The organism is Verrucomicrobiales bacterium, from assembly GCA_016793885.1.
Classification (GTDB): Bacteria; Verrucomicrobiota; Verrucomicrobiia; order Limisphaerales; family UBA11320; genus UBA11320.
The window spans coordinates 1-12093 of the sequence record JAEUHE010000177.1 but is presented as its reverse complement, the minus strand read 5'-3'; the positions used below and the strand labels follow the sequence as shown (position 1 = coordinate 12093).

The 12093-nt window shown below is 60.4% G+C and carries 7 protein-coding genes; 5 read left to right on the top strand and 2 right to left on the bottom strand.

Annotated features, from left to right (window positions below):
- Positions 1–57: 57 nt before the first annotated feature.
- Both JNN07_19590 and JNN07_19585 read right to left on the bottom strand, forming a co-directional pair.
- Positions 58–954, bottom strand: a complete 897-nt coding sequence (locus tag JNN07_19590; GenBank protein ID MBL9169948.1) for a metallophosphoesterase — start codon at positions 952–954, stop codon at positions 58–60.
- A 592-nt stretch (positions 955–1546) separates the two neighbouring features.
- On the bottom strand, positions 1547–3823 hold the full coding sequence (locus JNN07_19585) for a hypothetical protein (GenBank protein MBL9169947.1): 2277 nt from the start codon (positions 3821–3823) through the stop codon (positions 1547–1549).
- A gap of 320 nt (positions 3824–4143) precedes the next feature.
- On the opposite strand from JNN07_19585, the gene JNN07_19580 reads away from it, so the two are divergent.
- From JNN07_19580 to JNN07_19560, 5 genes are all read left to right on the top strand, one after another.
- Entirely contained in the window at positions 4144–5115 is a 972-nt protein-coding gene (locus JNN07_19580; protein MBL9169946.1) for a glycosyltransferase, read from the top strand.
- A gap of 307 nt (positions 5116–5422) precedes the next feature.
- Complete coding sequence (locus tag JNN07_19575) at positions 5423–6817, top strand: RtcB family protein (GenBank protein MBL9169945.1); 1395 nt, start codon at positions 5423–5425, stop codon at positions 6815–6817.
- An 11-nt stretch (positions 6818–6828) separates the two neighbouring features.
- The gene (locus tag JNN07_19570; GenBank protein ID MBL9169944.1) at positions 6829–8913 is read left to right on the top strand and encodes a DUF455 family protein; all 2085 of its coding nucleotides are present in this window, start codon (positions 6829–6831) and stop codon (positions 8911–8913) included.
- Between the two features lie 234 nt (positions 8914–9147).
- A complete protein-coding gene (locus tag JNN07_19565) occupies positions 9148–9552 on the top strand; it encodes a hypothetical protein (GenBank protein MBL9169943.1) in 405 nt (134 codons plus the stop codon).
- 494 nt (positions 9553–10046) lie between these two features.
- On the top strand, positions 10047–11381 hold the full coding sequence (locus JNN07_19560) for a thioredoxin family protein (protein MBL9169942.1): 1335 nt from the start codon (positions 10047–10049) through the stop codon (positions 11379–11381).
- Positions 11382–12093: the final 712 nt, after the last annotated feature.

The following is a 12093-nucleotide window of genomic DNA, read 5'->3' as shown; positions in this document are numbered from 1 at the left end:
AAAGAAGGTTTTCGATCCGTGTCATCCGAGAAATCCGTGGTTAGTTCATGCCCGGCTTTACGCTCGCTCTAGGGTGAAGCACGTGATCTCGGGGCGGGCGTTGAATCGGACCCGCATCAGGTGGCCGATGCCCCGGTTGATGTACATCTTGCGTCCGCCCGGCAGGTTGAATTCTCCGGCGGTGTAGTTGCGGTTCTTCACCGGCAGCATGGGCGGAGGTAGGAACGGAGCCTTACACTGGCCTCCGTGGGTATGTCCGCACAGGATCCAGCCCGAGTAGTCGTCCCAGACCGGCAGGTCTACCGTGTCCGGGTTGTGACTGAGGACGATCGCGGCCTGATCGCTCTGAAGTGTTCCCAGGCCTTTGTGGGCGTCGAAACGTTTGGACCACAGGTCATCCAACCCCACGATCTGCAGTCCCCTGATGGAAAGTTTCTCATTTCTTAGGATGCGAACTCCGGCTGCCTCCGCCCTCAGTGCAAGGCCATTGGCCACCTGCTTGTTTCGATACCATCGCCCGTAGTCATGATTGCCGAGTACGCCAGCGGTTCCTGATCGACCGTGAGGCAGGAAGGGGAACATTTCCTGGGCCCTCCCAAGAATCCCCTCCTCGTAGGTGGTGAAGTCGCCGGTGTAGACCACGATCTCGGGCGCTAGATCTCGAACACGGTCGAAGGCTTCGCGCAAGTAGCCATCGTCCACCTTGGCTCCGATATGCAGGTCGCTGAGCTGAACCAAGCGCTTCCCGATCAAGTCATCCGGCAGGGATGCGATAGGCAAGGGGCGCTGGACGACTTCCACCCAGTGAGGTTCCCAAAGCCAGGTGTAGGCTCCAGTCCCGATGCCCAACAGCGAGACATGCTGCAGCCTTTCGAGGAACCCTCGACGGCTCATCGACTTAAGCGGAGTGCTTGCCTTCACTCGATCGACGCTGGCTTTCCAAGAAAACTTCATTACGCCCAGTTCGACATCGGGTCGGCGATAACGTTCGAACGATCGGTGGCATTCTGGTTCCGGGTCCAGCGGTTGCGAGGGGTTGCTGAGGGACGTTCTTGGTGGATGGGTGCGTTAGTGGGGATGAGGCGGCGTGAAGGAACAGCGGTGTCGTGCCACCGCGGTCCATAGGACGCTCATACTCTTCGATGGCGTGGGGTAGCGGGGAGGCTCTATGGAGTGCGGAGACACGTCTCCGCTTTTCCTGCGCGCGCCGGAGTGGCGGAGGGACGTTCTTGGTGGATGGGTGCGTTAGTGGGGATGAGGCGGGGTGAAGGAACAGCGGTGTCGTGCCACCGCGGTCCATAGGACGCTCATACTCTTCGATGGCGTGGGGTAGCGGGGAGGCTCTATGGAGTGCGGAGACACGTCTCCGCTTTTCCTGCGCGCGCCGGAGTGGCTGAGGGACGTACTTGGCGGATGGGGGCGTTAGTGGGGATGAGGCGGGGTGAAGGAACAGCGGGGCCCCGTCCGCTTTCCCGCCCTCCCCGGAGGGGGATTTCGGCTTCCCTCACCCGGAAATAAACACACCCCGGTCGGATTGGGTCATCGGTCAACGCTTCGCATCGAGTTGATTGAGGGTCAACCAGAGCTGGCTGCGCAGCGCGGCACCTTGCTCGCTGTTCAGGCTGTATTTGACCTCCATCTGCATCACGGGTTTGAGTTCGCCGAGATCGAGAAAGACGCTCCTCCCGTCGGGTAACAATCGAGCTGCCCTGACCGTGACGTCGTCGCGTCCCTCTTTGCTGAGATCGGCGGCGGACCAGTCCTTCGATCCATAGGCCTCTGCGTACCGATAGTTCCATTGCTTCACACCGTAGCTTCCCGGGTCTTCAGCCGCCGAACGTTCGAGCGGGAGTGCGAAGGATAGCACTAATCCGTTTTGGTGCGCGTGCCAGGACACGGGCTGGCGGATCGGCTTGTTGAGGAAGCGCACGCGTTGCAATGAACCATCCTTGACCGCGCTGGTTTGCCAGCCGGTGCTGCCGGCGACGTACAGATGTCCATCGACGGGATGAAAGGAGCCGCGGTTAGGTCCCGAGAGGAACTTCACGGGAAGGGGCACCACGGCTCCCTGAGTCGCCGCTCCGACCTGATCACGCAGGACCAGCATCATGCCGCATCGGCCCCAAAGTAGGTGAAGCATCTGACCGCCTAGCGATCCCCAGCTCCCCTTGGGAACCCAGACCTGGCTGCCGCTCGAGTTGTCCACCCCGTGAGGAATCCAACACAGGGGGGCATCGTAACCCAAGGGGCGATCCGAGGTGATCTTGGGTCCGCCGAAGCCATAATAACCGCCCGGCTTGATCACGCAGAGCTGGGAAGAAGGGGTCCAAGTCCCTTGCTGAGGGGCAGCGCTAATGACGGATCCATCCGGACTCACGCCCATTCCATTCGGATTGCGGAATCCCGTGGCCAGCGTGTCTTGTCGCGTCCCATCCGGGCTGATGCGGTGCACCCCTTTGGGATCCACATAGTAGAAGTTTCCGGAATCGTCCTTTTCGAGACTCGTGACGTAGTCGTGACCACCGGGCGAGGTCTGGATCAGGTTGGAAAAGTTTTCGTAGAAGTCGGCCTCGCCGTCGGCGTTCAGGTCGTGTAGGCGGGTGATTTGGTCGCGGCCGAGGACGTAAATCTGACCGTCTCTCACCTTGAGCCCGAGAGGTTGGAAGAGTCCGGTCGCGAAGCGTTTCCAGCGCAGCGAGCTGAGCGTTGCATCGATGCCTTGCACGCGCCAGACGTCACCATGGATCGTGCAGACGTAGGCTGTGCCATCGGGCGTAAAGTCAACGCCGGCATTAAAGAAGAGCGCGTTCCAGGGGTTCTCGTAGGGCACCGTCAAGGTGTCCACCGCAAAGGCATCCGTTTCCCCACCGCGTTGCCCGGCGGTAATCAGTTCGGGAAGCCAGCGGGCCGGACCGGGCTTGATCAGACTCTGAAGATCCAGGTTCGTGCGTCCATCTTTAAGCACGGGAGGCAAGGCGGCAGCCACTTCGTTACTCATCCCCGACACAATGATGACCGTGAACTGACGGGCCTCGGAAGCGGGAGGGAAGTGGAGAAAGACGTCCCCCGACTCGGTCCGTTCGAACTCAGCACCCGACCCGACGAACCCAAGCATGAGCGCACCCGTCTCCAGCTCGAGTGAGGCAACCTGATTGTCGAATCGCTTCCGGCCTGTCTCGGAGCCCTTCGTTCCGCTGGCCAACAGTAGCTTGAGTGCTCGAGGGGTTGCCGGAAACTCGAATGTGCGGGTAAACACGGGGACGTTCTCCACGACCTCGAGTCCGGGACATTCTTGGATCTTCAGATCGTCCACCAGATATTCCAGAACGGTTCGCGTGCCATGGAGGTGTAACCCGACATAGCGAACTGACCGCGCCACCCACCCCGATCCCTTGGCACCCAGCGTGGCCGGTTTTCCAGCCGCTTTCGGTGCCTGGATCAGTCCGAATCGACCTGGGTCAAACTGGAGAAAACCACCAGTCCAAAACGCGCGCAGGGCACACGATGCGGTGTCGTAAGCGACCGTTCCCTGGCTTTGACCTCCCACCTTGATGGACAATCCCTTCGCAATACTTCCGCCGGGGAGAGGTAGCGTGGACGCGAGGAAAGGACCCACATCCGTCCGACTCCACCGATTGTCCACCCAGTCGCGTTCCTGTTGAGTGCCGGGTTCTCGCCCGGAAGCGGGCGGTTGTCCCGCCTTGAGTGCGGGTTGTCCGTGGGACGAAAAATCAGGGCCTGCGAGGGCGAGGCCCAGTGCGAGAGCGGTCCAAGTGACGGTGGTCCGACGCGATTTCGGAGCGGCGATGGAATAGGAAAACATGGCTGTCTTGAGTCAACCGATGTCCCTTGAGTGCTGTCAACGACCAACCTTCGGGAGGACTAAGGGCGGGTGTCATGTTGCTGGGGCACTCCCGACTCCGTGGGGTGATAAAAAGCCGTGGAGGGCTACCGGACTATGGAACTATAAACGTCGTCGGATCGGTTCCCGATCAACTCCAAGACGCGTCACGAACTACTGCTCAGGCAGGCTCTTCTGGTGCCGATAAGAGTGTTGGATGCAGGAACGGAGCCATCCGATGCCGGGAGGGACAGCGACGCGTCCCGGCTGCCTGGCCCGATCGCAATCCAGAGAGTGCAGCGATGCCAACATTTTCAATCATCACTCCGAGCTACCAGAATCTCAACTGGCTCAAGCTCTGCGCGGCGTCCATCCGCGATCAAGGAGTTTCCTTGGAGCACATCGTGCAGGACTCCTGTTCTCGCGACGGCACTCCCGAATGGCTGAGCGGACGGCAAGATTTGGTCGGTGTCGTGGAGAAGGATCGTGGCATGTATGACGCCGTGAATCGGGGTTTTGCCCGTGCCTCGGGCGAGATCCTTGCCTATCTGAACTGCGACGAGCAGTATCTCCCAGGTGCGCTGGCGCAGGTCGGCGACTATTTTGCCCGACATCCCTCGGTTGAGATGGTATTTGCCGATGCCCTGGTGGTGGATCCTCAGGGGCGTTACCTATGTGAGAGACGTGCGAGTACTCCCCAAGCCTTGCACACCTTGGTGAGTAACAATCTTTCGATACTCACGGCAGCTACCTTCTTCAGAAAATCTGTTTTCGCAGACCGTGGTTTGGCGTTCGATCCGCGTTTGAAGAGCGTAGGTGATGCCGAGTGGGTGCTCCGACTGCTCCAGGCAAAAGTGCGGATGGCGGTTTTACCACTGCTGACCTCGGCGTTCACCGACACGGGCTGCAACATGAACACTCGGCCAGAGTTGCAAGCGGAGAAGGACGACCTGATGCAGCGAGCCCCGGCTTGGGCCAGGGCAGGGCGATCCTTGATTGTGGCCCACTATCGGCTGCGTCGGCTGTTCGCCGGCCACTATCTGCCGTCTCCTCCCTACAATTACTCCATCTATACGCACTCCCACCCGGATCAACGCCAGGAATTTTCGGTCCTGAAGCCGCAGTTTCGTTGGGATCGCGTCGCCGCCCCTGCTCCTGAGATTGTGCCAGCCCCGCAGGAAGTGGTCGAGAGGCCGGCCCTAGCGATCGGGACGCGCGGTGGGCTAACCTCCGGGACTCCCGAGAAGGACTTGCCCGCTCGGTTGGCACCCTGACCGTTCACAGAAATGCGGCACTGCGTCATTCCCTGCTCAAGGAACTTGGTCGGTTCGTCAATCCATGGCGGGGGTGGTGGCACGCCTTCCAGGGTGCTGCTGAATTGGGGGCGATAGACCGGGGGTGTGGCTGCGCCACACGCCCCGGCTAATCTCTTTGGACCCTTCAGGTTCTTGGTGGCTAGTTCAGAAACTCGCTCGAAGAGGTAATGACATCCTCCATTGCAGTTCACTCGTGAGCGTGAATCCTTGATCTCCCTGTGTCGTTGCGTGATCCTACCTCCATGAACGAAGGGATGTTTCATTCATGAACAGCCAAGATCTCATCCGATTGGGGGTGCCGCCTGGGGAATCGATGCGACGGGGGATTGAGTTTATCTCCAAGTACATTCTCAAGGGATTGGATCGCTCCGCTTTGGCGGGCGAGGTTGAGGCGGTCGTTCGTAATCCCGCGGAGTTCGTGAAGGATACGCTGCGTGGTGAATTTGCCAAGTCGCTCCTGCGTTCGAATCGGGTTCTCCAGGAATCCAAGGCGGAGTGGCATCAGTGGGGAGAGGGGCTTGAGCCTGAAGCGATCAACCAGATTGCGCGTGCCTGTCAGCTGCCCATCTCGGTGGCGGGAGCGTTGATGCCGGACGCTCATGTGGGCTACGGATTGCCGATCGGTGGTGTGCTGGCCACGGAGAACGCGGTGATTCCTTACGCCGTCGGGGTGGACATCGCGTGTCGAATGAAAATGACAGTCCTCGATCTCCCGGTGCGCGATCTGGACAAGCACCGCGAGAAGCTGACCAAGGCGATCGAGGTCGAAACCCGTTTTGGCGTGGGATCCACCTTTAAAGACCGACGGCAGCACGAGGTCATGGACCGCGACTGGACGGTCAGTCCGATCGCCCGGCAGAACAAGGATCGGGCGTGGTCTCAGTTGGGCACCAGCGGCAGCGGCAATCATTTTGTCGAGTTCGGGGTCTTCACCGTTGAGCAGGCGGTGGGCGGGCTTCCGCCCGGGGAGTATGTGGCCTTGCTGAGCCATAGCGGGAGTCGTGGCACGGGGGCCGCGGTGTGCGATCATTATAGCAAGCTCGCCATGGAGCAGCACGCCGAGCTGCCTCGCGAGCACAAGCACCTGGCTTGGCTCTCGATGGATTCGGAGGCGGGACAGGAATACTGGGCTGCGATGGAGTTGATGGGCGCGTATGCGGCGGCGAACCATTCGTTGATCCATCGTCATCTGGCAGAGCATTTGCGCCTGAGTGTCCTCCTGGACGTGGAGAACCACCATAACTTCGCCTGGAAGGAACGGCACCACATTGGAGGAGTGGACCGCGAAGTCATCGTGCATCGCAAGGGCGCCACGCCGGCGGGGCAGGGAGTTCTGGGGATCATCCCCGGATCGATGGCGACACCTGGCTTCCTGGTGCGCGGAAAAGGGGAATCCCGGAGCCTGCGATCCGCTTCGCATGGGGCTGGACGGATCATGAGCCGCACCAAAGCGATTGAGAGTTTTGAGTGGGAGAAGGTGAATCGAGTCCTGAAGGAACGCGGGGTGCGCCTGATCTCGGCTGGACTGGACGAGGTGCCGGGAGTCTACAAGGACATTCACAGCGTGATGGCAGCCCAGCAGGACTTGGTCGAGGTGCTCGGGCGCTTCGACCCTCGCTTGGTCAAGATGGCACCTCACGGGGAACGTCCGGAAGACTGAGCCTACCCGCCATGGAACTGCGCGAGTTTGCCGAGCAGGTTCTGTTCGCCACCACCTTGGAGGCGAAACTGGACACCCCTGGGACAGTCACGGACGAAAATCCGGGTAGCGCGATGGTTGCGCCGGTGAGTCCTGGTCGACCTGCCGGGCTTGGCTTCAAACCTCAGGGAGGAGGGGGTGGAGATTTTCCTGGCCTGCATCGGCTGGAGCATGAGCAGGAGCGTGGGCGGCTGCTTCATTTTTTTGCGAATCACGAGCTGTTGGCCACTGAGCTGATGGCCTTGGTCCTGCTCCGGTTTCCGGACGCGCCGGCTGCCTTTCGTCGCGGCGTGTTTCAGACTTTGAAGGATGAGCAGGAGCATACCCGCATGTATCTGCGGCGGATGAAGGCATGCGGCATTGAGTTTGGCCAGCTGCCGGTGAGCGGCTACTTCTGGCGCTCGGTATCCAGCATGGAGAGCCCGATGGATTACGTGGCCGGGCTCAGTTTGACGTTCGAGCAGGCCAATTTGGACTTTTGCCGCCACTTCGCTCAGGGGTTTCAGGCGGTTGGCGATGCGGAAACAGCCGGACTTTTGGACCGGATCTACCGTGATGAGATTGCGCATGTTGCGTACGGACTGAAATGGTTCCGACGCTGGAAGAATCCGAACGACAGCGACTGGGAAGCATTCTGTCGGCAGCTGAAGTTTCCGCTTTCGCCCAATCGTGCGAAAGGCGGTCGGCTGAATGTCGATGGTCGAAAAGCGGCCGGGTTCGATCTGCGGTTCATCGATGAGCTGAATGTCTTTTCCCGTTCCAAGGGGCGCACTCCCTCGGTCTTTTGGTTCAATCCATTTTCCGAAGGACGCATCGCTCACGGCAAGTCCTTCACCCCCGTCAAAGCCCAGCAGTGTTTGGCGGCGGACCTAGCCAACCTGCCTCAGTTTCTTGCGCGGCTGGATGACGTGGTCTTGGTGCCTCAACGGCCGTCGGTTGCGTTTCTCAGTCAGATCAAGCTAGCCGGCTTCCCCCTCCCGGAATTCGTCGAATGGGATGGACGCTCGTTGCGACCGGGGAGTCCGGTTCTGGAGCGCAAGCTGGGGCGGCTGCGTCCGTGGGCTTGGGGGCCGGACAGCGTGGAGGCCCTGGCTCAGCTCTTTCCTCAAGTGACGGGTGAAACCCGCACCGCGGCCGGTTCATTCTCCGAGCGGATAGCTCCTTTATACTCCAAAGCCTGGAGCGCCGATTTCCTGCGACGGCACCTGAGCCGGTGGTCAGGAGAGGGATGGGTGTGCGGGGAGTTCGAAGTCGGACGAACGGTCGATACCCTGAACGATGCTTTGGCCGCGATCGCTGAGATTCGTTCGGCCGGACATCACCGGGTGGTGGTGAAAGAGGCCCTTGGTCTGGCGGGGCAGGGGATGATGAGGTTGTGGGAGCCGGACGTCCTGGAAAGTCAGCGCCGCTGGATGGGGAACGTGCTGGAGTCGGGCGGTCGCTTGGTGGTGGAACCCTGGCTGGAACGGGAGATCGACTTTTCCGTGCAGTGGGAGAGCGAAGCCAGCGGTCTGCGGTTAGTAGGTTATACAGGTTTACTGAATGATCCAGGAGGTCAATTTCGGGCGAATTGGGCAACGCCGCATCATGATCGGCGACCGCCTGCCGAGGTGGTGATGGCGCTTCGAGCGCTGCGCGATGGGGCCCGACGATTGCAGGCGATCTTTGAGGAAGTGCGGATCGCACTCCAGCCTGAGTTGAGGGCGGCGGACTATCGGGGACCTTTGGGAATCGATGCGTTCTTGTATCGGAATTCCGCCGGAGACCTCCGACTGAAACCCGTGGTGGAAATTAACCCGCGTTATACCATGGGGCGCCTCACGCTCGAAATGATGACCCGGGTTCATCACGCGAGCACCGGGCGATTCCGGTTGGTGAATCGGTCGCAGCTGCGATCGGAGGGGGACGAGAGCTTTTGGGCTTATGCCCGTCGGCTGACCGAAGCAGATCCAGTGGTGCTGGAAGGCGAGCCAGTGCCCCGGATTCGACGAGGGACGTTGCCGTTGAACGATCCATCGGCCGCTCAAGCTTACCTGGCCCTGTTGGAAGTGAAGTGATTGGGAGAGAGTAGGAAGGAGTGATGCTGATTCAAGGTCGATTGTCCTTCTGCGCTTCTCGCCGTGGCTCCGTTAGGCCTTCCCAACGTTGAGCATTCATGGGCTCAACCGAGTTTCGCCCTACCCCGTGGAGTGGAGCCAGAGGCACGCCTCGCTCCCCTTCTCAATTTCCCTCCTCGACCGGTCCCCGCGGGATTGACTTTTCCCGCAGATCAGGGAAATTCTGGTATCACTATGAAGCCGCTTTTATCACTGGGTCTGGGGTCTCTTTTGTGGGTGGCAACGGCAAGTGCCCAGCAGTCTGCTGGGGCGGGTGCTGGCGCTGCTTCGAGTGCGAGCCCGGCGGTCTCCGGTTCAGCGGTGGCGGCGGCGCCCTCTATCTCGACGCCTCCGGTCTTGCGCCCGGTGCCGGGGAAACCGGGCCTGCGATTGGATGCCGAGGCCAAGCCTCGCAAGTCCAAGCGCAAGGTGGCTTATGACTACGATGGGGTGTTCGTTCGGGCGTCGCGCATGGATCGTCCCAAGGACCTCATCAGCCCGAAGGCTCCGGCTGAGATGGGGAATGGTGAAGCTCACCTGTCCAGGAACCCGCATACCGGTCGTGCCGAGGGGATTCGGTTGTTTGGGATTCGATATTAGGCGGGCCTTCGGCTCAAGGAGTTCCTGAGGCCGAAGCCTTGGACCCGCAGGGTTCAAAGAGAATAGCCGGGGGTGCCGGCACCCCCGGAAACGTTAAAAGTTACGGAGCATCGCGCAGCGATGCCACCGCTTTCGGAGGCTTGCATCCCCCCTGATCAAAGATCCTGATCGTGGGTCGGTCCACTCGACGGCGGGTGGCGCGCCTTTCAGGGTGCTGCAAAACTGGGAACGGGCAGACCGGGGGTGTCGCTGCGCTCCGCGCCCCGGCTTATCGCTTTGAACCCTGCGGGTTCTCAACCGCGGATCCTGGAATTCAGCCGACGAAGCACGGAGCTTCTCCAACTTGTTTAGTCCGCATTTTTGGAGGTAAAGATGGGACAGGGGTGCCGCACTCCATAGGGCAGCCAGTCTCTCCTCGATTTGCTCGATCCTCTTAGCTTCAGGCGAGCCCAACAGTCTTGCCTTTCTCCTCCGGTTTCGGCACACCAAGGGTTGTGAACTCCTTTAAATTGAGCATTTTTGTGTTTCTCAGTCTCCTCCCGCTGATACTGAATGCCGAGGCGGTGAAGGATCGAGAGGGTGCGGTACGCAACGACCGCGCCGCGATGGAGGCGGATCCACGGTGGAAGTACAACGACGTGGAGGCGGGGTTTGCCGAAGCTCGGCGAACGGGCAAGCCGGTTCTGGTGGTGCTGCGTTGTGTACCCTGCATAGCTTGTTCCGGGATTGATTCGGCCGTCCTTCTGAAGGAGACGGATCTGGCTCCTCTGCTGGACCAGTTTGTTTGCGTCCGCCTGATCAACGCCAATGCCCTCGATCTCGCCCTCTTTCAATTCGATTACGACCTCTCCTTTTCGACTCTCTTTTTCAATGGTGACGGAACGGTCTACGGCCGTTACGGATCCTGGACTCACCAGAAGAACGCCCAGGACAAGACCACTTCGGGTTACAAGCGCACTCTGGAAGCTGTTCTTGATCTGCATCGAGGCTACCCTGGCAACAAAGCTCAACTGACGGGGAAACAGGGTGTTCCGGTGCGTTTCAAGACCCCGATCGATATTCCGACCCTCACCGGCAAATATCGGCTGGAACTGGACTGGAATGGCAAGGTCGTGCCCAGCTGTGTTCATTGCCATCAGATCGGGGACGCTATGCGGAATGTCTACCGCAAGGAGCTCCAGCCGGTTCCCACAGAGTGGATCTACTCTTGGCCCGCGCCGGAGACCATCGGCCTCACTTTGGCGGAAGATCAGACGGCGAGAATTGCAGCGGTAATTCCGGGATCCGTCGCAGCGATGGCTGGGCTCCTGCCGGGAGATGAAATGGTGACCTTGGCTGGACAAGCCCTGGTGTCCAGCGCCGATGTCAGCTGGGTGTTGCATCGCGCTCCCACCCAAGGACGACTCGATGCTGGGATCCGTCGGGACGGCGCCCAGAAGGTTGTCACACTCTCGCTACCGGAGAGTTGGCGATCGAAGACGGATCTCTCGCAGCGGGTTGGCTCCTGGTCCATGCGGGGGATGGCAACCGGAGGTCTGCTTTTGAAGGAGGTTTCGGATGGAGATAGAAAGGAACTCGGGCTTCCGTCGGAGGGGCTCGCCTTGAGGGTTGATTTTGTAGGGCAGTATGGGAAGCACGCCGCCGGCAAGAAGGCGGGTTTCCAGAAAGACGACGTGATTGTCGAGCTCGAGGGCAAGGCCGACCGCCTGACGGAAAGCCAATGGATGGCCTATGTGCTCCAGAATAAAAAGGTCGGAGAGTCCATGCCGGTGACCGTGCTCCGGGGGCAGGCTCGAGAGCGGCTGAAACTTCAGCTGCCCAGTCAGTAGAGTGGGGGTAGGTGCCGTGCCAGGTGGTAGGTGGTCAGTGGTAGGGTCTCGTCCAGAACCCGCAGGGTTCAAAGAGATTAGCCGGGGCTTGGAGTGCAACGACACCCCCGGTCTCCCGGTCCCCTGTTTTACCGCACCCTGAAAGGCGTGCCACCGTCGGCCAATATACCGACGAACGGATCAGGCTCCGTGAGAAGCGGTGACACAAGCCTGAAAAGCCGGTGGCATCGCTGCGCGATGCTCCGCATTTTTTACGGTTCCGGGGGTGCTTGCACCCCCGGCTATTCTCTTCGAACCCTGCGGGTTCCGGCCACGCCTCCAAGGTGAAAAACGCCAGTCTATCCCCCTCAGCGCGCCCCCCTAGCCACTCCGTCGCGTGCAAGAAAAGCGGAGACGTGTCTCCGCAGTCATAGGGGTGGCACGCCTTTCAGGGTGCAGCGGAAGGGGGGATCGTTGACCGGGGATCTTCGCTGCGCTGCGATCGCCGGCTAATCTCTGTGAACCCTGCCGAGTTCGGGACCTGTCCCCCATCTTCTTCGTAATCGTTCCCTTCCCCCCAAAAAAAGTGAAAGAACCGGAAAAGGCGGCGCGTAGACCCCCTAGCAACGCGATGGAAGTTCCACCCAACGCGAAGCGACGCTGACTATTATGAAAAGCCTGAAGAACTTTCTGACTGCGGACGGAATGAAGAGCGCGGCGATGGCCGCGGTGC